Annotated in this window: 19 protein-coding genes; 9 read left to right on the top strand and 10 right to left on the bottom strand. The window is 64.6% G+C overall.

Annotated elements, in window-relative coordinates:
• Window positions 1–25 precede the first annotated feature (25 nt).
• The 3 genes from G3N59_RS22485 to G3N59_RS22475 all read right to left on the bottom strand — a co-directional run bounded on the left by G3N59_RS22485 (window position 26) and on the right by G3N59_RS22475 (window position 2,570).
• Window positions 26–901 (bottom strand): alpha/beta hydrolase, encoded by an 876-nt coding sequence (locus G3N59_RS22485; RefSeq protein WP_205984866.1) that lies wholly within the window; start codon window positions 899–901, stop codon window positions 26–28.
• A gap of 307 nt (window positions 902–1,208) precedes the next feature.
• Window positions 1,209–1,850, bottom strand: coding sequence for a CoA transferase subunit B (locus G3N59_RS22480; protein WP_205984863.1), 642 nt, complete (start codon window positions 1,848–1,850; stop codon window positions 1,209–1,211).
• 15 nt (window positions 1,851–1,865) lie between these two features.
• Window positions 1,866–2,570 (bottom strand): CoA transferase subunit A, encoded by a 705-nt coding sequence (locus G3N59_RS22475; protein WP_205984855.1) that lies wholly within the window; start codon window positions 2,568–2,570, stop codon window positions 1,866–1,868.
• Between the two features lie 239 nt (window positions 2,571–2,809).
• On the opposite strand from G3N59_RS22475, the gene G3N59_RS22470 reads away from it, so the two are divergent.
• On the top strand, window positions 2,810–3,376 hold the full coding sequence (locus G3N59_RS22470) for a LuxR C-terminal-related transcriptional regulator (RefSeq protein ID WP_205984854.1): 567 nt from the start codon (window positions 2,810–2,812) through the stop codon (window positions 3,374–3,376).
• A 69-nt stretch (window positions 3,377–3,445) separates the two neighbouring features.
• Here G3N59_RS22470 and G3N59_RS22465 read toward each other — a convergent pair whose 3' ends face one another.
• The gene (locus tag G3N59_RS22465; RefSeq protein ID WP_205985051.1) at window positions 3,446–3,886 is read right to left on the bottom strand and encodes an acyl-CoA thioesterase; all 441 of its coding nucleotides are present in this window, start codon (window positions 3,884–3,886) and stop codon (window positions 3,446–3,448) included.
• Window positions 3,887–3,942: 56 nt separating this feature from the next.
• The gene (locus G3N59_RS22460) at window positions 3,943–4,722 is read right to left on the bottom strand and encodes an SDR family oxidoreductase (RefSeq protein WP_205984852.1); all 780 of its coding nucleotides are present in this window, start codon (window positions 4,720–4,722) and stop codon (window positions 3,943–3,945) included.
• A gap of 177 nt (window positions 4,723–4,899) precedes the next feature.
• Between G3N59_RS22460 and G3N59_RS22455 the strand changes: the two genes are divergently transcribed.
• Window positions 4,900–6,573, top strand: a complete 1,674-nt coding sequence (locus G3N59_RS22455) for an electron transfer flavoprotein-ubiquinone oxidoreductase (protein ID WP_205984850.1) — start codon at window positions 4,900–4,902, stop codon at window positions 6,571–6,573.
• A gap of 60 nt (window positions 6,574–6,633) precedes the next feature.
• Here the strand turns inward: G3N59_RS22455 and G3N59_RS22450 are convergent, their stop codons facing one another.
• From G3N59_RS22450 to G3N59_RS22435, 4 genes are all read right to left on the bottom strand, one after another.
• Window positions 6,634–8,340: a tetratricopeptide repeat protein gene (locus G3N59_RS22450; protein ID WP_205984848.1), complete on the bottom strand. Its 1,707-nt coding sequence runs from the start codon at window positions 8,338–8,340 to the stop codon at window positions 6,634–6,636.
• Window positions 8,341–8,582: 242 nt separating this feature from the next.
• Complete coding sequence (aroC, locus tag G3N59_RS22445; protein WP_205984846.1) at window positions 8,583–9,683, bottom strand: chorismate synthase; 1,101 nt, start codon at window positions 9,681–9,683, stop codon at window positions 8,583–8,585.
• Between the two features lie 108 nt (window positions 9,684–9,791).
• Window positions 9,792–11,765, bottom strand: a complete 1,974-nt coding sequence (locus tag G3N59_RS22440) for an MFS transporter (protein ID WP_205984836.1) — start codon at window positions 11,763–11,765, stop codon at window positions 9,792–9,794.
• Between the two features lie 122 nt (window positions 11,766–11,887).
• Window positions 11,888–12,343: a CBS domain-containing protein gene (locus G3N59_RS22435; protein WP_205984834.1), complete on the bottom strand. Its 456-nt coding sequence runs from the start codon at window positions 12,341–12,343 to the stop codon at window positions 11,888–11,890.
• Between the two features lie 413 nt (window positions 12,344–12,756).
• Between G3N59_RS22435 and G3N59_RS22430 the strand changes: the two genes are divergently transcribed.
• The 3 genes from G3N59_RS22430 to G3N59_RS22420 all read left to right on the top strand — a co-directional run bounded on the left by G3N59_RS22430 (window position 12,757) and on the right by G3N59_RS22420 (window position 15,447).
• Complete coding sequence (locus G3N59_RS22430) at window positions 12,757–14,094, top strand: O-acetylhomoserine aminocarboxypropyltransferase (protein WP_205984831.1); 1,338 nt, start codon at window positions 12,757–12,759, stop codon at window positions 14,092–14,094.
• Window positions 14,091–14,927 (top strand): alpha/beta hydrolase, encoded by an 837-nt coding sequence (locus G3N59_RS22425; protein ID WP_205984823.1) that lies wholly within the window; start codon window positions 14,091–14,093, stop codon window positions 14,925–14,927. Before G3N59_RS22430 ends, G3N59_RS22425 begins: the two co-directional genes overlap by 4 nt.
• 193 nt (window positions 14,928–15,120) lie before the next feature.
• Complete coding sequence (locus G3N59_RS22420; protein WP_205984821.1) at window positions 15,121–15,447, top strand: Mpo1-like protein; 327 nt, start codon at window positions 15,121–15,123, stop codon at window positions 15,445–15,447.
• A 57-nt stretch (window positions 15,448–15,504) separates the two neighbouring features.
• Here G3N59_RS22420 and G3N59_RS22415 read toward each other — a convergent pair whose 3' ends face one another.
• Window positions 15,505–16,812 (bottom strand): YihY family inner membrane protein, encoded by a 1,308-nt coding sequence (locus G3N59_RS22415; protein ID WP_205984819.1) that lies wholly within the window; start codon window positions 16,810–16,812, stop codon window positions 15,505–15,507.
• Window positions 16,813–16,913: 101 nt separating this feature from the next.
• Between G3N59_RS22415 and wrbA the strand changes: the two genes are divergently transcribed.
• The 4 genes from wrbA (at window position 16,914) to G3N59_RS22395 (ending at window position 20,469) form a co-directional block, all read left to right on the top strand.
• The gene (gene wrbA, locus G3N59_RS22410) at window positions 16,914–17,522 is read left to right on the top strand and encodes an NAD(P)H:quinone oxidoreductase (RefSeq protein ID WP_205984812.1); all 609 of its coding nucleotides are present in this window, start codon (window positions 16,914–16,916) and stop codon (window positions 17,520–17,522) included.
• A 215-nt stretch (window positions 17,523–17,737) separates the two neighbouring features.
• On the top strand, window positions 17,738–18,070 hold the full coding sequence (locus tag G3N59_RS22405; RefSeq protein WP_321814683.1) for a DUF2069 domain-containing protein: 333 nt from the start codon (window positions 17,738–17,740) through the stop codon (window positions 18,068–18,070).
• Between the two features lie 145 nt (window positions 18,071–18,215).
• A complete protein-coding gene (locus G3N59_RS22400; protein ID WP_205984810.1) occupies window positions 18,216–19,643 on the top strand; it encodes an FAD-binding oxidoreductase in 1,428 nt (475 codons plus the stop codon).
• Between the two features lie 19 nt (window positions 19,644–19,662).
• On the top strand, window positions 19,663–20,469 hold the full coding sequence (locus G3N59_RS22395; RefSeq protein WP_205984809.1) for a metallophosphoesterase: 807 nt from the start codon (window positions 19,663–19,665) through the stop codon (window positions 20,467–20,469).
• The last annotated feature ends 52 nt before the right edge of the window (window positions 20,470–20,521 follow it).

Genomic DNA, 20,521 nt, shown 5'->3' with positions numbered 1-20,521 from the left:
TCCAATATTATGACGCGCTCGCGCCCTATGCGGCGAAGAAACGGCGCGCGATCTCGATCTGGTCGGCCGGAAGAAACGTGGGCGCGTGCCCCACTCCGGCGATTTCGACGCTCGATAGCTGCTGGCCCGTGGCTTCCATTTTTGCCACGGTTTCGCGCGAAAGCAGATCGGAAAGCTCGCCGCGCACGGCCAGCACCGGTCCTTTGAACGCCGCGAGCGAGCGCCAAAGGAACTGCTCGCCCTGCTCGTTCTGCTCGGGCGTCACACCCTTGAAGGCCTCTGAGATGCGCGGGTCGTAACGATAGCGCCACGCCCCATCGACCACGTGCAGCAACGGCGTATTGATCTCGCGCCATTCGTCCGGCGTGAGCGGGCCGAACGAAGCCGCCAGCAACGCGGCGTTGTCGATACCTTCCTGCAGCGAAGCGAACTTGACGTCGCGCCCCACATATTCGCCGATGCGTTCAAGCGAAGCCGGTTCGATATGCGGCCCGATATCGTTGAGCAGAAGGCGGCCGATCGGCGCGTCAGGCAAACCGGCCAGCGCCATGCCGATCAAACCGCCCATCGACGTACCGAACCAGTCGACTTTCTCCACGCCGGTACGCGCGATCAGCGTGACCATATCCGCAACGTATTGAGCGACACCGTAACCACGCGGATCGACGAGCCACGACGACATCCCGCGCCCGACCACATCGGGACAGACGACGCGATAGGTCTGCGACAGCACTGCCGCCAGACGATCGAAATCGCGGCTGGAGCGCGTAAGACCGTGCACACACATGAGCACACGCGGGTTGGCGGGATCGCCCCATTCGGTATACGCCACGCGATGCAACCCGGAGGGGCTCAGGCACTGGACGTAGTGCTGGCGCGGCTGGGCAGACGGCTCGGTCATCGTTTGATCCTCGCAGAAAGCGTTCGTAAGCGTGGGGGCATTGTAAACGGCTTTGGCCGGCGGGACCGGTGCGCGCGGCGCCGCCGGGATCACTGCGGCGCTTGCGAAGCCTTACCTGGCGGGCTATTGCAGACTTCGCCACCCGCCATCCGGGCTATCCCGTCTGGCCGAGGTTTCAGAAACCGGCCATCGCGCCAGAATGGCTGCATCGAAAACAAAACGGGCGAAACCGAAGTTCCGCCCGTCATTGCACCCTTGCGCCTCTGCCATGCAACCCGCTTCAGCGACTACTGTATCCAGACCGTGCTCAGCTCACCGCGCTCACGTCCAGCGGTGCGCCCGTTTTGGTCTTGATCTCGTCCACCGTGACGCCCGGTGCGAGTTCGGTCACCTTCAGACCCGCGTCGCTCACCTCGATAACGCCCAGGTCGGTGATGATCAGATCGACCACACCCACGCCCGTGAGCGGCAACGTGCACGCATCCAGAATCTTGTGCTGGTCGCCCTTGGCCACGTGCTCCATGAGCACCACCACACGGCCCACGCCGGCGACCAGATCCATCGCGCCGCCCATGCCCTTGATCATCTTGCCGGGGATCATCCAGTTGGCCAGGTCGCCCTTTTCGCTGACCTGCATCGCGCCCAGGATCGCCAGATTGATGTGGCCACCGCGAATCATCGCGAACGAGTCCGCCGACGAGAAAATCGACGAGCCCGCCAGCGTGGTCACGGTCTGTTTGCCGGCGTTGATCATGTCGGCGTCCACCTGATCTTCGGTCGGGAACGGGCCAATGCCCAGCAGACCGTTTTCCGATTGCAGCCACACTTCCACACCTTGCGGTACGTGATTGGCCACGAGCGTCGGCAGGCCGATACCCAGGTTCACGTAAAAGCCGTCCTGCAGTTCCTTCGCCGCGCGCGCGGCCATTTCGTCACGATTCCATGCCATGATCGGTCTCCCCTCTTAGGCGCTTGCAGCGCGCACGGTGCGTTGTTCGATGCGTTTTTCCGGTTGCGCATTCAGCACGATGCGCTGCACGAAGATGCCCGGCGTATGGATCGCATCCGGGTCGAGTTCGCCGTTCTCGACGATTTCCTCGACTTCCGCGACCGTGATCTTGCCCGCCATCGCGCACATCGGGTTGAAGTTGCGCGCCGTACGGCGATAGACCAGATTGCCCGACTTGTCCGCCTTCCAGGCCTTCACGAGCGCAACATCCGCCGTGAGCGAATGCTCCATCACGTAATGCTTGTCGCCGAACTGGCGCGTTTCCTTGCCTTCCGCGATCAGCGTGCCGTAGCCCGTGTTGGTGAAGAACGCCGGAATGCCCGCACCGCCCGCGCGCAGCTTTTCGGCCAGCGTGCCCTGCGGCGTGAATTCGAGTTCGAGTTCGCCCGAGAGGTACTGGCGCTCGAATTCCTTGTTCTCGCCCACATAGGACGAGATCATTTTCTTGATCTGGCGCGTTTCCAGCAGCAGGCCCAGGCCGAAGCCGTCCACGCCGGCATTGTTGCTGATACAGGTAATGCCCTTGACGCCCGAATCGCGCAGCGCGCCGATCAGCGCCTCAGGAATCCCGCACAGCCCGAAACCGCCAACCGCAAAGGTCTGGCCGTCCTTGACGATGCCTTCGAGCGCGACAGCCGCGCTTCCATAGACTTTGTTCATCAGTGTGTCCCTTCCTCGAATGGAAATACGTTGATGCGTTGTTCGATCAATCTAGTTGTTCAGCCTGGCACGCGGGTGCGATACACGCCCGGATGCCCCATTCTAGTCATGCCGCAGTGGCGCTGCCGTGAACCCGGCGCACTGCCCGCGCGGCCCTCTGATGGATGGGAAGCGTACGCTGGGCGGGCATTGCGGCACAATACGCAAAAATACATAAAGCCATACCCGTATCAACCGCCATGCCTGAAACCGCCACCGTCACTTCCGCGCTCGATTACCGGACCGCCTTTCACCTCGCGCCCATCGGCCTCGTGATTGCGCGCGAGCGCATCATCGAAGACTGCAACGAGGCCGTTTGCGCGATCTTCCGCTGTCCGCGCGAGGCGCTGGTCGGCCAATCGTTTCAGGTGCTGTATCCGTCGGCGGACGAATTCGAGCGCATTGGCGAGCGCATTCCGCCGATCATGACCGCGCAAGGCAGTTACGCCGACGACCGCATCATGAAGCGCGCAAACGGCGAACTGTTCTGGTGTCACGTCACCGGCCGCTCGCTCGACCGGGCGGCGCCTCACGCGGCGGGCGTCTGGACCTTCGAGGATCTGAGCGCGACGCGGCGCGTGGCGGTGGAACTGACGCCGCGCGAGCGCGAAATCGCCGCGCAACTGGTGACGGGCAAGACGAGCAAGCAGATCGGACGGATTCTGGACATCAGCCCGCGCACGGTAGACGTCTACCGCGCGCGGCTCATGCGCAAGTACGACACCGGCAACGCCACCGAGCTGCTGCAGCGGCTGCTCGGGCAATAAATCCGGTTCTGAGGAGAGGGAGACGCGGCGCAGATCGGCGCCGCGTGAAACACGCGCAGAATGCGCGTATCAGCGCGCCTTGACGAGCGGCGCGTTTTCGATGGTCGAGCGCAGGTGATCGGGAATCGGCACCGACTTGCCGGCTTCGTAGTCGATCCAGACGCAGCGCGCATTGCCGCGTGCATAAACGGTGTCGGGCTCGTCCGCGCGACGCAGTTCGAAACCGGTGTCGAAGCTGCTGCGGCCGGGCTGGCCCACCGTCATCGTGCAGACGATGTCGCCCGGATAGTGCAATTGCTTGAGAAACTCCATCGACGCATTGACGATCACCGGCCCCTGCGCGTTACCGCTCTCACGGCTTTCGCCGGCCACGCCAAGCTGTTCGAACCAGGAAATCCGCACCTGCTCCATGTAGCGGAAGTAGACCGTGTTGTTCACGTGACCGAACGCGTCCATGTCGCCCCAACGGATCGGCATGGTCATTTCAAAAACAGGGTGGTAATCGTTCATTTCACTCATTGCACTTCGACTTCGGGTAGCGGGAATACGTTAAGGAATACGGCGGCTCAGGTCAGGCCGAAACCATCGTCGGCGGTGATGATCGAGCCGTTCATGAAGGCCGATTCGTCGGCGGCCAGCAGCAAAAGCAGACCGTCGAGGTCGGCGGGCGTGCCTACGCGGTGGCGCGGCAGCATCGACACGAGCTTCTGGCCCTGCTCGGTCGCCCAGTGGTGGTGATTGATCTCGGTATCGATATAACCGGGACAGATCGCGTTGACGTTGATGCCGTGGCGGCCCCACTCCAGCGCCATCGCCTTGGTCATATGCACGACCGCTGCCTTGCTGATCGAATAGAGGCCGATCTGCGGCAACACGCTCAAACCGGCCACGGAAGCGATGTTGATGATGCGGTAAGCCGGTTTCGAGCCGCCGCCGTTGCCGCGCATGATCATGCGTTTGGCCACTTCCTGCGCGACGAAGAAGGCGCCGCGCGTGTTGGTGTCGAACACGTATTCGAAATCGGCGGGCGTGACGTCGGCGAGCTTTTGGGTGGTCGAGACGCCCGAATTGTTGACGAGGATGTCGATGGTGCCGGCCTCGGTTTCGGCATGGGCGACCGCCGAGCGGATGCTCTGGTAGTCGGTGACATCGAGCGAAACCACGTGCGCGGCGCCGCCATCGGCTTCGATTTCCGCACGCAGTTCCTTGAGCCGCTCGACGCGACGGCTGGCCAGCACGACTTTTGCGCCGGCCTGCGAGAGCACCTGGGCGAAGCGCTTGCCGAGACCGCTCGACGCGCCGGTAATCATCGCCACCTTCCCTTCAAGATTGATCGAACGGCCCATTTTCGCTTCCTGTTCAAGGGATGACGGGACGCCAGAACGCACCACCGGCGGCAAGCCGGGCATTCTGGCATAAAATAGAACGATCGTGCTAATGCGGGTTTGTCGGGTTGCGGCAAGGGGAGCGTTACCCGACAATACGAACCCGAAAAAAGCATTCTAATGGCAAGAGGAGCTTTAATGACCCCCACAAGTCTCTTGGAGCAATACGGCCCACGCGAGTCGATGGAATATGACGTCGTGATCGTCGGTGGCGGCCCCGCCGGGCTGTCGGCGGCCATCCGCCTGAAGCAACTGGCTGCCGAAAAAGGCGCCGATATTGGCGTGTGCGTGCTGGAAAAAGGCTCTGAAATCGGGGCGCATATCCTCTCGGGCGCGGTCATGGACCCGCGCGCGCTCACCGAACTCTTCCCCGACTGGAAGGAGCAAGGTGCGCCGCTGGACGTCCCCGTGACGGAAGACAAGTTCCTGTTTCTCTCGGAAACGGGCGCGAAGGCCGTGCCGAACTGGGCGCTGCCCGACAATTTCAAGAACCACGGCAATTACGTGATCAGCCTCGCGAACGTGACGCGCTGGCTGGGTCAACAGGCCGAGGCGCTCGGCGTCGAGATTTTTCCCGGCTTTCCGGCCGCCGAAGTGCTGTTCAACGACGATGGCTCGGTCAAGGGCGTCGCGACGGGCAACATGGGCGTCGGCAAGGATGGCGAGCCGACCGAAAATTTCCAGCTCGGCATGGAGTTGCACGCGAAGTACACGCTGTTCTGCGAAGGCGCGCGTGGACATCTTGGCCGCCAGCTCAATGAAAAGCTGAAGCTCGATAAGGACGCCGATCCGCAGGTTTATGGCATCGGCATCAAAGAGCTCTGGGAAATCGATCCGGCCAAGCATCAGCCGGGTCTGGTGATTCACACGGCTGGCTGGCCGCTGGAGAGCGATACCTACGGTGGCTCGTTCCTGTATCACATCGACAATAACCAGGTGATGGTGGGTTTTGTCGTCGGCCTGGCTTATACGAATCCGTATCTGTCGCCGTTCGAGGAGTTTCAACGCTACAAGACGCATCCGGCGATCCGCCAGTATCTGGAAGGCGGCAAGCGCGTGTCGTACGGCGCGCGTGCGATGACGGCGGGCGGTCTGATGTCGCTGCCGAAGCTCGTGTTCCCGGGCGGCGCGCTCGTTGGCGACGATGCGGGCTTCCTGAACGCCGCGCGTATCAAGGGCAGCCACGCGGCGATCAAGACCGGCATGCTGGCTGCGGAAGCCGCGTTCGAAGCGGTTCAGGCGGGCCGTCAGAGCGATGAACTCGCGGCCTACCCGGAAGCGTTCAAGAAGTCGTGGCTGCACGAAGAACTGTACAAGGCGCGCAACTTCAAGCAGTGGATGAGCAAGGGCCTGTATCTGGGCACGCTGATGGTCGGCATCGAGCAGAAGCTGCTGGGCGGCAATGTGCCGTGGACGCTGCATCACCAGCATCGCGACAACGAAATGCTGAAACCCGCGTCGCAATGCAAACCGATCGAGTATCCGAAACCTGACGGCAAGCTCACGTTCGACCGGCTCTCTTCGGTGTTCATCTCGAACACCAATCATGAAGAGAATCAGCCCGCGCATTTGACGCTGAAAGATGCGAAGGTGCCCGTCGATGTGAACCTGCGCACCTATGCCGGTCCTGAAGCGCGCTTCTGCCCGGCGGCCGTGTACGAGTTCGTGAAGAACGACGACGGTAGCGATCGTCTGCAGATCAACGCGCAGAACTGCGTGCACTGCAAGACCTGCGATATCAAGGACCCGACGCAGAACATCGTCTGGGTCACGCCGGAAGGCGGCGGCGGACCGAACTATCCGAACATGTAACGTTGTACAAAGGGCCGCGTCTAGCGGCCCTTCTGCTTTCTACCCTGCCCCGCCCCAGCGCTACGCTGCGCGCGCCGCCACCCATTCCTCAAGCGCACGCTCGACACGCCGCAGCGCGTCGTCCCAGCCATCGGGCTGCGTCTGCCGAAAGACCCGCGCAGTCGGATACCAGGGCGAATCTTCGCGCTCCCTGAACCACCGCCAGCACGCGGCATAACGCGACAGCACCCACACCGGCTTGCCGAGCGCGCCGACCAGATGCGCCGTCGATGTATCGACGGTAATCACCAGATCGAGATTCGCAACGATGGCCGCCGTATCGGCGAAATCGCGCACATCGTCCATGGGATCGAACGGGCGCAGCGCGGCAGGCAATGCTGCAATCTGCGGGCGAGTGGTTTCGCCCAGCTGCAAGCTCACGAACGTGACGCCCGGCGTCTTGAGCAGCGGCACAAACGCCTGCGCATCGAGCGAGCGGCGCTGATCCATCGCATACGAGCCAGCCTGATCCGCACGCGGATTGCCTGCCCACACGAGGCCGACCTTCGGCGCGCCGGCTGGCAGGCGCTGCCGGAATCTGTCGACATCCGCCGCCTGCGCATGCAGATACGGCACGCGCGCCGGAATCGTCGCGACCGTCGTGGCGAAACGCAGCGGCAGGCTCATCATCAAACACCAGTAATCGTGGCGCTCGATCCGGCCTTGGCCGTTGAGCGGAATCACCGTGTCGGCGCCCGCCAGCGTTTCGAACAGCCGCTGTTGCGTCGGCGCGCACGCCACGCTCACCTGCGACGCGCCCAGTGCCTTCAGCATCGGCACATAGCGGCAGAACTGCAGGCTGTCGCCGAGCCCCTGTTCCGGCCAGATCAGCACCGATTTGCCCGCGAGCGATTCGCCCTGCCACTGCGGATAAGGCACCGGCAGCCGCTCGACGCCTTCGGCACCGATCGACACCTCATGCCGCGCTTCGTACAAAGGCCAGCCCGCCGCGTAGTCGCCGAGACACAGCAACGGCAAGGCCAGATTCGCGCGCGCGGCCGTGTAGTCCGGGCGCAGCGCGAGCGAGCGTCGATAGGCGTCGATCGATTCGTCGACACGGCCGAGTTGCCAGAGCGCGTTGCCGAGGTTGTTATGCACCTCGGCGAGATTGTCGTTGAGCGCGAGCGCGCGACGGCACGCCTCTTCCGATTCCGGCAGCCGGTTCATGTCCTTCAGCAGCAAACCGAGATTGTTCCAGGCGAACACGTTGTCCGGCCGGTGCGCGAGCGCGGCGCGATACGCAGCTTCGGACTGCGCGAGCCGACCGAGCCGCCACATCAGCAGCCCTTGATGCAACAACGCGCCGACGTGCGCAGGATCGATTTCGAGCGCCCGCTGGAGCAACGCCTCGGCTTCGTCCGGCTGCGCCTGCTGCATCAGCACGACGCTGAGGTTCGAATATGCCGATACGTCGTTCGGCCGTATCGACAACACGCAGCGGTAAGCACGCCCGGCCGCGGCGACGCAGCCGCGCTGGAACAACCAGGCGCCCAGCGCGAAATAAGCGTCAGCCTGTGCGAGCGCGGTGGTCAACGCTGGCGCCTCGCCGGGCCGGTCGCGGCCTGCAAGCGTGCGCGCCGCCAGATCGAGCGCTTCGGGGTCGTCCGGCTGGGCCGAAAGCACCTGTGCGAACGCGTCGAGCGCATCGTCGTGTGCGCCCGCCGCGTGCAGAGAGCGTGCGGCCCGCCAGATCTGCGACAGCGAAGCGGGAGGAAGCGAAGCGTTCATGGACACTGCCCGTCAAATGCGCGAAATGCGCCGATCGGGGCAATGTATGGGGCTTCGCTGCGCCAGTACATTGGCGAAGTCTTAAAAAGACGCAAACCGGCATCGTCATGCGACACCTTGCCTCGCACGGCGATACGTTCGTCGCTAAAACAAAACGCCGCCAGGCGAGCGTCGATGACGCTCTGCCTGGCGGCGTTGTGGCGCTTTCAGCCCGGCGCGCGCCGGGTAACGCAATCGGCGATTCAGCTATCGCTGGCCGCGATCTTCGGCGTCGACACCACCACATCGGCGTTCTGCGCGCGATGGCGCATGGCGTGATCGATCAGCACGAGCGCCAGCATGGCTTCGGCGATCGGCGTGGCGCGAATGCCCACGCACGGATCATGGCGGCCGAAGGTTTCGACCATCGCCGGTTCGCCCGCCTTGTCGATCGAACGGCGCGGCGTGCGGATGCTCGACGTCGGCTTGATCGCGAGCGACACGGTGATGTCCTGCCCCGTCGAAATGCCGCCGAGAATGCCGCCAGCGTGATTGCCGTGGAAACCGTTGGGCGTGAGTTCGTCGCCGTGGGTCGAGCCGCGTTGCGCGACGCTTGCGAAGCCCGCGCCGATCTCGATGCCCTTCACCGCGTTGATGCCCATCATCGCGTGTGCGATGTCGGCGTCGAGGCGGTCGAACAGCGGCTCGCCCCAGCCCACCGGCACGCCGCTCGCGACCACGTTGATGCGTGCGCCGATCGAGTCGCCGTCCTTGCGCAGCGCGTCCATATACGCCTCGAGCTGCGGCACGACATCGGCGTTCGCGGCGAAGAACGGGTTCTCATGCACGTGCTGCCAGCCGACGAACGGCACGTCGATCTCGCCGAGCGCGCTCATGTAGCCGCGCACTTCCACGCCGAAGCGCTCGCGCAGCCACTTCTTCGCAACCGCGCCCGCCGCCACCGTGGGCGCCGTCAGACGCGCCGACGAACGGCCGCCGCCACGATAGTCGCGGATGCCGTACTTCTGCCAATAGGTGTAATCGGCGTGACCCGGGCGGAAGGTCTCGACGATATTGCCGTAGTCCTTGCTGCGCTGGTCGGTGTTGCGGATCAGCAGCGCGATGGGCGTGCCGGTCGTGACGCCTTCGAACACGCCCGAGAGGATTTCGACCTGGTCGGCTTCCTGGCGCTGCGTGACGTGACGCGAGGTGCCGGGACGGCGGCGGTCCAGATCGATCTGGATATCGGCTTCGGTGAGCGCCATGCCGGGCGGGCAGCCGTCGATGACACAGCCGATGGCGGGGCCGTGGGATTCGCCGAAGGTGGTGACGGTGAAAAGCGTACCGAGCGTGTTGCCGGACATGGCAGTCGTCCAAAGTAATTCGGGGAATCCAGCATTATGCCAGTCCGCGCGGCCCCGCGCCTGGGGCGCCTTTCAGGCCCGATGCCGCCGCCCCGCTTTACGCCGGCTTCAGCGCCGTGCGCCGCGCAGTTCTGTCACCATGCGCTGCAGTCCGTCGACGCTCACGTCTTCGGGCGCGACAGGCTCTCCCACCGCCAGCGTCAGCCGGCTCGTGATGCCGCGCCGCACCGGCCGATCCTGCCCCGAAGCCGCATGCCGCGAGAACATGCTGCCCCACAGGCCGCGCAGCGCCATCGGCACGACAGGCGCCGGGTGGCGCTTCAGAATTTCGGTCACGCCATGGCGGAACGGATTCATCTCGCCGTCGCGCGTGATCTTGCCTTCGGGGAAGATGCAGACCAGTTCGCCCTCGGCCAGCGCGGCGGCGCAGGCATCGTAGGCGGCCGCCAGCAGCGCGGCGTCCTGGTGGGCGGGCGCGATCGGAATCGCCTTGGCGTGCCGGAACATCCAGCCGAGCAGGGGCGAGCGGAAAATCTGGTGATCCATCACGAAGCGGATCGGCCGCGGGCTTTCGGCCATGATGACCACGGCATCGACGAAACTCACGTGGTTGCAGACCAGCACCGCCGGGCCTTCGGCGGGAATGCGCGCGGCATTCACCAGACGCACGCGATAGACCGTATGCACGAGCACCCAGGCCACGAAGCGCAGCAGGAACTCGGGCACCAGCGTGTAGATGTAGGCCGCCACGACGATATTGAGCAGCGCCGTCGTGAGAAAGATGCCCGGCACGCCCACGCCCGCCGCCGAGAGTCCCATCGCCATCAGCGCCGAAGCAATCATGAACAGCGAATTGAGGATGTTATTGGCGGCGATGATGCGAGCGCGATGGCTCGGCGCGCTGCGGCTCTGGATCAGCGCGTAGAGCGGCACGCTGTAGAAACCGCCGAACATCGCCAGCAGGAACAGATCGGCCAGCACGCGCCAGTGCGCGAAGGTGCCGATGAATTCGCCCACCGACAGCAGATGCGGCGCGGCAGGCAGCGCGTGGCTCGCGAAAAAAAGGTCGATGCCGAACACGCTCATGCCGATCGACCCGAGCGGCACGAGGCCGATTTCGATACGCCGGCGCGACAGCTTTTCGCACATCATCGAGCCGAAACCGATGCCGAGCGAGAACATCGCCAGCAGCAGAGTCACGACATCGGGATCGGCCGACAGCACGTCTTTCGCGAAATTGAAGAACGAAGCGAGAAAGGTCGCGCCCACGAACCAGAGCCACGAAATGCCCAGCAGGCTCAGGAACACCGTGCGGTTGCCGTGCGCGAGGCGCAGATTGCGCCAGGTTTCGGTAAACGGATTCCAGTTGATGCGCAGCGCGGGCTGCGACGATGGACACGGTGGCACGAACCCGCTGGCCACCCGGCCGATCAGCGCGATCACGATACACAGCCCGCCAAGCCACCATGCGCCCACCGGCGTGCCGGCCGTTGCCGCTGCCGACGCCTCGCCCGCGCCGATCCCTGCCGCGATGCCGCCCATGATGGTACCGATCAGAATCGCGACGAAGGTGCCCATTTCCACCAGGCCGTTGCCGCCGACCAGTTCGTCATTGTTGAGTTTCTGCGGCAGATACGCGTACTTGATCGGCCCGAACACCGTCGAATGCACACCCATCAGGAAGGTGCACAGGTAGAGCAGCGGCGCGCTGTGCATCCAGAAACCCGCTGCGCCAACCAGCATCACCGCAATTTCGAAGGTCTTGACCCAGCGCGTGAGGACGGCCTTGTCGTACTTATCGGCGATCTGCCCCGAGGTCGCCGAGAGCAACACGAACGGCACGATGAAAATCGCCGAAATCAGGAACGCGACGGTCTTCGGATCGACGCCCGAAAAACGCGATGCCTGATAGGTCACCAGCGACGTGAAGCCGATCTTGAAGACGTTGTCGTTCATCGCGCCGAGGAACTGCGTCCAGAAAAACGGCGCGAAACGCCGCTGGCGCAGCAACTCGAACTGCGAGGCGTGGGCGGTCTCCTCCACGGGCGCCGCCTGCGCGGCGGGCATCGGTCTATCGTTCATCGCGTTTTGATTTATGCGGTCGGGATCGTTCGGCAGACGTGAAAAAGCGCGCCTGACGCGCGCTTTTCTCATGCTGATTCTGTGAGGCGGCCTCTGAAACCAGCCTGCCCTGACGACGGCGATCAGGTCGCCGAATGACGCTCTTCTTCGGGCCAGTCGCGGATATACGCCTTGAGCAGCTTGTTTTCGAAGCCCTGCGCTTCCACGACCGCTTTCGCGACGTCGTAGAACGAGATCACGCCCATCAGCGAGCGGCTTTCCATGACCGGCAGATAGCGCACGTGATGCTCGAGCATCATGCGGCGCACTTCGTCTACTTCGGTTTCCGGCGTGCAGGTGATGGGATGGTCGTCCATGACCTTGCGGATCGTCGTGGTGCCCACGCTGCCACCGTTGGTGCGCAGCGTGAGAATGATCTCGCGGAACGTGAGCATGCCCACGAGATCGCCGTATTCCATGACGACGAGCGAGCCGATGTCGTGCTCGGCCATGGTGTTCACTGCGTCGTGCAGCGACGTGTCGGGCGTGACGGTGTAGAGCGTATTGCCCTTGACCTTGAGAATGTCGCTCACGCGCATGATGTGTCTCCTGTATCGACCAAAGCTGGCGCTCGAGCGCCCGGCGCTGGTCCCGTGCAGAGGGTTAATCGGGGGGAGATGCTGAAAGATGCCTACCTGTTTTCGATCCTAGCGGAAAGGCCGCCAAAAGAAAAGGCGCAGGAAAACGGGCCAAACGGCGTAACCGGGCCCTAAAACGCCTTGCCGGCGCAGGCAAACGCCGGAATCTGCACGGTTTGCCAGGCGCGGCATCGGCTATTCGGGTTATACCTGACGGCCAGGGCACTGCGCCCGCTCAAGCCCGCCGCACAAGGGTTTGCGGCCGTCGCGCTGGACTTTGGCGATGGCTGCGATGTGTTTTTAGGGCGCATGCCCGGTGTTACGATGCCAGCACCTTTCACCCGTCGCCGGTTCGCGCCGGCTGTGCTGCCAGAATGTCCGATCCTCGTTTCGACACGCTCGCGCTGCATGCCGGCGCCGCGCCCGACCCCGCCACCGGCGCCCGCGCGACGCCGATCTATCAGACCACGTCGTTCTCGTTTCGCGACACCGACCACGCCGCCGCGCTCTTCAATCTGGAACGCGCGGGCCATGTGTACTCGCGCATCTCGAACCCCACAGTGGCGGTGTTCGAAGAGCGGGTCGCCGCGCTCGAAGGCGGCGTGGGCGCGATCGGCACCGCCAGCGGGCAGGCCGCGCTGCACCTGGCCATCGCCACGCTGATGGGCGCGGGCGCGCATATCGTCGCGTCGGCAGCGCTCTATGGCGGCTCGCACAACCTGCTCAACTACACGTTGCGCCGCTTCGGCATCGAAACCACCTTCGTGAAGCCAGGCGACCTCGACGCCTGGCGCGCAGCGGTACGTCCGAATACGCGCCTGCTGTTCGGCGAAACGCTCGGCAATCCGGGGCTCGACGTGCTCGACATCGCCGCTGTCGCGCAGATCGCCCATGAACATCGCGTGCCGCTGCTGGTCGATTCGACGTTCACCACGCCGTATCTGCTGCAGCCTTTCGAGCACGGCGCGGATTTCGTCTACCACTCGGCCACCAAGTTCCTGGGCGGGCACGGCACGACCATCGGCGGTGTGCTGGTCGATGGCGGCAGCTTCGATTTCGAGGCATCGGGACAATTTCCGGAGTTCACGCAGCCCTATGCGGGCTTTCACGGCATGGTGTTCAGCGAGGAAAGCAGCGTCGCGCCCTTTCTGCTGCGCGCGCGCCGCGAAGGTCTGCGCGACTTCGGCGCCTGCCTGCATCCGCAGGCCGCCTGGCAACTGCTGCAAGGCATCGAAACGTTGCCGCTGCGCATGGAACGTCATGTGGCGAACACGCGGCGTGTCGTCGAATTTCTCACTGCACAGGATGCCGTGAATGCCGTCGCCTACCCGGAACTGGAGAACCACCGCGACTACGCACTCGCCCAGCGCCTGCTGCCACGCGGCGCGGGCGCCGTGTTCAGCTTCGATCTCGCGGGCGGCCGCGAGGCAGGCAAGCGCTTTATCGAATCGCTCTCGCTGTTTTCGCATCTCGCCAATGTGGGCGACGCGCGCTCGCTGGTGATCCACCCCGCCTCCACCACGCACTTCCGCATGGACGAAGCCGCGCTCGAGGCCGCGGGCATTGGCGCGGGCACGATCCGTCTTTCGATCGGCCTCGAAGATCCCGACGATCTGATCGACGACCTCAAACGCGCACTCAAGGCCTCGCAGAAAGGCAGCGTCGCGCCCAGGGCGACGGCCGCGACCGCGGCAGGCAAGGAGGCGTCATGATCGTCGATGTCGATGGCAAAAGCGTCTACGCCTACACCGGCGGCCGCGCGTTCGATCCTGCGCTGCCCGTGGCCGTGTTCGTGCATGGCGCGCAGCACGATCACAGCGTCTGGGGACTTCAGACACGCTATTTCGCGCATCACGGCTTCAGCGTGCTGGCCGTCGATCTGCCAGGCCATATGCGCAGCGCGGGGCCTGCGCTCACGAGCATCGGCGCGCTGGCCGACTGGCTGGATTCGCTGCTCGCGGCGCTCAAGGTGGAAAAGGCGTTCGTGGCCGGGCACAGCATGGGTTCGCTCGTCGCGCTTGAATTTGCGGCGCGCTATCCCGCGCGCGCACAGGCGATCGCCCTGCTCGCCACCGCCTATCCGATGACGGTTTCGCCCGCCCTGCTCGAATCGGCCCGCGAGCGCGAGCCCGAGGCGATCGAACTCGTCAACGCCTGGTCGCATTCGACGCTCGCGGCCAAGCCGTCGAGTCCCGGCCCCGGTTTCTGGCTGCGCGGCATGAACCGGCGTCTGATGGAGCGCGTCTCCATCAACGGCGAGCCGCAACTCTTTCACACCGATTTTTCCGCCTGCAACGCCTATGCAGACGGTCTGACGAGCGCGGCGAAAGTGGCCTGCCCGGTGCGCCTGATCGTCGGCAAACGCGATCTCATGACGCCGCCGCGCGCGACGCATGACATCGCACAGGCGCTCAGGCAGTCGGGCAATGTCGTCGATACGGTTACGCTCGATGCTGGCCACGCGCTGATGACGGAACAGCCCGACGCCACGCTGGACGCGCTCCATGAATTTGCCGCGCGAACATCGCGCGCGGGCAATGGCTGATCGATCCAGGGCGGGCCGTAAAAATGCGCTGCGAATCGCGCCAACCGGCCCGCCGCGTGCGTCGATTTCGTGGCTTTCCCCGGCTTGCACGGTCGTGCGATTCGCAAGAGAATGGGCTGTTCAGGATTGGCTTTTGCGAGCCGTTTGCACAAGCGTTCTTGTCCTCACCGTAGATTGACTACAAGGAGGAGACATGGCCCACGCCACCCACACCGAACATCAACACTTCGCGAATTTCGCGGAGTTTTATCCGTTCTATCTGAGCGAACACAGCAACCTCGTGTCGCGGCGGCTGCACTTTATCGGCTCGCTGGGTGTGATCGGCTGCATTGCCATGGCGATCGCCACGGGCATGTGGCTCTGGCTGCCGCTCGCCGTGATCTGCGGCTACGGCTTCGCCTGGATCGGTCACTTCATGTTCGAGAAGAATCGCCCTGCCACCTTCCGTCACCCCATTTACAGCCTGATGGGCGACTGGGTCATGTTTTCGGATATCTGTCGGGGCAAAATCTCGTTGTAACGCCCTAACGCCCGCGAGTGCGCATCCAGCGGCGCGCCGGGCAGTCAGCGGCAAACGTCACGCCGCCGGGTGCGGCAACGCCGGCGGCTGACCGCTTGCCTCGGCCATGCGCGCCAGTTCGCGGCGCGCCGCCAGCAGCGAGGCCAGCGAAACCGACAACTTGTCGTTCTCCAGCGCCGCCAGCAGCATTCCGGCATCGATATCGCTCGATTTGAGCTGATACGCCAGTTCCTTCCGGTCGATCACGAATCGCGCGTAAATGCGCTCCACCGAAATGCGCGCCGGATTGGCGATCAGCACGTAATGCGCTTTCACGCCGTCCTTTTCGAGCCGCGCAATCAGTTCGTCTTCTTCGAGGTCGTTCACCAGCCGCGTCACGGTTGCCAGATCGCGCCGCAGCAGTTGTGCGATCTGTTCGGCGCTCAGGCCAGGACTGCCCGCGTCGCGCGTTTCGGCGAGACCGGCCAGCAGTTCGAGCGCGTCGAGCAGATCGCTGCCCGGGAAACGCGGACGATTGAAGCGCCCCGTGCGGATCTCCGGCAGCGCCGACGTGATCATCGCCCCCACCAGCGTGATGAACCAGCTCAGGTACATCCAGAGCAGAAACATCGGCGCGGCGGCGAAGGCGCCATAAACCGCCGTGTAAGTGGGAATGCGCCGCACGTAATAGCCGAAGCCGCGCTTGGCCAGTTCGAACGCGATAGCCGAGGCAATCCCGCCGATCAGCGCGTCGCGCCATTCCACGCGGCAATTCGGCAGATAGACGTAGAGCATCGTGAAGGCCAGCGCGGTCAGCGGCAGCGAGGCGCCCATCAGCATCCAGTCGAACAGCATCGAAACATGCTGCTCGGTGGCGAGCGCCAGCGAACGCGTGAAGAGATACGACGAAATCGACAGACTCACGCCGATCAGGATCGGCCCGAGCGTGAGAATCGCCCAGTACACCAGCACGCGCTGGGCGAATGGGCGCGCCTTGCGCACGCGCCAGATCACATTGAATGCCGATTCGACCGTCATCATCGTCATGACGGAGGTGACGAACAGCACGATCATGCCCATCGTCGTCAGGCCCTTGGCCTTCGACGCGAACTGGTTCAGGTACAGGAAGATCTGACTGTTGATCTGCGCCGGCATCAGGTGCTCGGCGAGAAAACCCTGCAGCGAGTTCTGGAACGACGAGAAGATGGGGAACGCGGTAAAGAGCGCGAACGCCACGGTCGCCAGCGGCACGATCGCCAGCATGGTCGTAAAAGTGAGACTGCCCGCCACCTGCGGAATGCGGTCTTCGCGGCTACGCCGCGCCGCGAAACGCGCGAGGCGTTTCACGATATCCAGATCGATTCGTACTCTCGACAACACATCCATTGTCCAGCCTTCCCCAGCCAGCGCCGCGCTTCGTCTGGAAACCGCCGGGAAACCCGCGGCGAACCCAGCCCCTATAATATCCCGTCCACCGACGAGGCCCGATGAAACCGATTCTTGTGCTCTATTACAGCCGCCATGGCGCCACCCGCGAACTTGCGCGCGCCATCGCCCAGGGCATCGACAGCGTGCCTGGCGCCGAAGCGCGCATCCGCACGGTGCCGCCCGTATCCGCGGTCTGCGAAGCCACCGCGCCCGACATTCCCGACGACGGCCCGCCCTACGCCGAACTGCGCGACCTCGAAGAATGCGCGGGACTCGCGCTCGGCTCGCCCACCCGCTTCGGCAATATGGCCGCGCCGCTCAAATACTTCCTCGACGGCACCACGCCGCAGTGGCTCGCAGGCGCGCTCGCCGGCAAACCCGGCTGCGTGTTCACGTCCACCGGCAGCCTGCACGGCGGCCAGGAGAGCACGCTGCTTTCGATGATGCTGCCGCTCCTGCACCACGGCATGCTGCTCGTGGGCATTCCGTACACCGAAAGTGCGCTTTCGTCGACGGATGGCGGCGGCACGCCTTATGGCGCCTCGCATCACGCCCGCGCCGACGGCCGCAGCCACGGCCTCTCCGCCGATGAAAAGGCGCTGGCCATCGCGCTCGGGGCGCGCCTCGCGCGGGCCTCGCTCTCACTCGCACAAGGCGAACGTCCATGAGCCAACGCCCGTTCGAATCAGAAGGCAATGCAGATGGCGTGAACGCCGCAAGCGCGCCTCACACGTCGGACGGGCCGCGTGAAACATCAGCGGCTGGCGACGCGCAGCCGCGCACTTTACCGTCATCGCAAAACTCACGGCGCGAGCGTGCTCTGACAGAAGCATCGCCCGCACCCGTCGCCACACGCAAGTTCGCGGCGCTCGGCGCCTTCGTCGTGCTGGCCGCGCTCACTGCGCTGTGTCTCGCCTGGGAGTGGCGCATTGCGCCGCTGCGCCCCGGCGGCAGCGCACTCGTACTCAAGGCCTTGCCGCTTGCGGCGGCGCTGCCCGGCGTGTTCCGTCGGCGCCTGTATACGCTGCAATGGGCGTCGATGCTGGTGCTGCTCTATTTCGCCGAAGGCATCGTGCGCGGCATGACCGATCCCGCGCCGGGCGATCTGCTCGGCTGGATCGAGGTCGGGCTGTCGCTCGCGTTCTTTGGCTGCGCGCTGGCCTACGTCGCGCCGTTCAAGCGGGCCGCGCGGCGCGCGAAACGCGCCACCGCCTAGACTTCTGCCCCGGCGAGCGACGCATCGGCACGCGAGCGTGTCACACTAAGCCTTTAGCCAGCACTGCCGGCCAACCGCCGCCGCATTCCGTGTGCCGCTCAGCGCGCCTCACATCGCCACGGCACCGGAATCACCCCACTGAGCCATGACCCAAACCGCCCCCCAAGCCTTTCTCGACGCCTGCGCCGCCGCCATCGGCGCGCAACACGTACTGACCGACGCCCACGACACCGCGCCCTATCTCGCCGACTGGCGCAAGCGCTATCAGGGCGCCGCCTTCGCCGTGCTCTGCCCGGCCAGCGCCGAGGAAACCGCCGCTGTCGTCAAACTCGCGCACGCGCATCGCGTCGCGCTCGTGCCGCAAGGCGGCAACACCGGCCTCGCAGGCGGCGCGACGCCCGACGCGAGCGGCCAGCAAGCCGTGCTGAGCCTGCGCCGCCTGAACCGCGTGCGCGAAATCGATGCCCATAACAATACGATCACCGTCGAAGCCGGCGTGATCCTCGCCGAAGTGCAGGCGCGCGCCGCCGATGCCGGCCGGCTGTTCCCGCTTTCGCTGGCCGCCGAAGGCAGTTGCACGATCGGCGGCAATCTGTCGACCAACGCGGGCGGCACCGGCGTGCTGCGCTACGGCAACACGCGCGAGTTGTGCCTGGGCCTCGAAGTCGTCACGCCGCAGGGCGAACTCTGGGACGGCCTGCGCGGGCTGCGCAAGGACAACACCGGCTACGATCTGCGCGATCTGTTTATCGGCGCGGAAGGCACGCTCGGCATCATCACGGCCGCGGTGATGAAGCTGCATCCGCAACCGGCCGCGAGCGTGACGGCACTGGCGGCGCTTGGCTCGGCGCACGCCGCGCTCGACTTTCTGTCGCTCGCGCAGCGCTACGCAGGTCCGCTGCTCACCGGCTTCGAGTTGATGTCGGACTTCTGCATGCAGCTCGTGGGCCGTCATTTCCCGCAGCTGCGCTACCCGTTCGCCGAACGTCACGCGCAAGTCGTGCTGCTCGAATTGTCCGATAACGAAAGCGAAGAACACGGCCGCGCCCTGTTCGAGCGGCTCATGGAAGCGGCGCTCGAACAGGGTCTGGTGGAAGATGCGGTGGTGGCGGAAAGCCTCGCGCAATCGCAGGCGTTCTGGAATATCCGCGAACATATTCCGCTCGCGCAGGCGCAGGAAGGGCTGAATGTGAAGCACGACATCGGCGTGCCGATTTCGCGCATCGGCCATTTCATCGAGGAAACCGGCGCGGAAATCGCGCGCGTGGTGCCGGGCGCGCGCATGGTGACGTTCGGCCATCTGGGCGACGGCAATCTGCACTACAACGTGCAGGCGCCCGAAGGCGGCGATCCGAAGCAGTTCCTCGCCGATAACGAAAAGACCCTGAACCGCATCGTCTACGACAGCGTCGCGCGCCATCGCGGCACGATCAGTGCGGAACACGGGCTCGGCCAGTTGAAGGTCGAGGAAAACGCGCATTACAAGAGCGAAGTCGAACTGTCGATGATGCGCGCCATCAAGACGGCGCTCGATCCGCTCAATCTGATGAACCCCGGCAAGGTCATCCGATAAACCGCCAGGAGGCGACGACGTGAAAATCCGCGTGCTGTCCGATCTGCATCTGGAACATGACGAGCCCAACCTGATTCCACACGCCGACGCCGATCTCGTCGTGCTCGCGGGCGACATCCACAATCACGGGCTCGGCCTGCGCTGGGCGGCGGAAACCTTCGATCCGCTGGTGCCCGTGATCTACGTGCCGGGCAATCACGAGTATTACGACGGCGAACTCGGCGCGCTGGAAGCGGCGATGCGCGACGCCGCCGCCTCGCTCGATAACGTGCACTTCCTGAACAACGCCGTGTATGTCGATCCGGCGCAGCGCTTTCGCGTGCTCGGCACGACGCTGTGGGCGGATTTCGAACTGTTCGGCGCGGATGACGCCGCGCGCGAAGCCGCCATCGCGGCGGCGCTGCGCGTGATGCTCGATTTCAAGGGATTGATCCAGCTCTCGTGGCCGGCCAGCGTCGATGGCCTCGCGCGCGACTTCACGCCTGCGGATTCGCTGGCGCTGCACGCGCAGGCGCGCGCATGGCTGGAGAAGGAACTGGCGAAGCCCTTCGCGGGCAAGACGGTCGTGGTGACGCACCACGCGCCGCATCGGCTAAGCCTGGCGGCGCGCTATGCGAACGATCCGGTATCGGCGGGATTCGTGAGCGACCTGGGCGCGCTGGTGGGCGCGCCTGCGGCGCTCTGGATACATGGTCACACGCATACCTGCTTCGATTACACCGTGAACGGCACACGCGTAGTGTGCAATCCGCGCGGCTATCGTGACCGGCGCAGCGGTCTGCCGGAGAATCCGGCGTTTGCGTGGGACAAGGTGGTGGAGATTTGAGGCGTACTTAACGCAGATTCAGCGCAGACTCAGCCGCGCGACGAGCGGTGCA

It is taken from the genome of Paraburkholderia sp. Ac-20340 (assembly GCF_017104965.1).
Taxonomy (GTDB): Bacteria; Pseudomonadota; Gammaproteobacteria; order Burkholderiales; family Burkholderiaceae; genus Paraburkholderia.
Note: the sequence above shows the minus strand (reverse complement) of the source record. Positions and strands in the feature narration are given on the sequence as shown.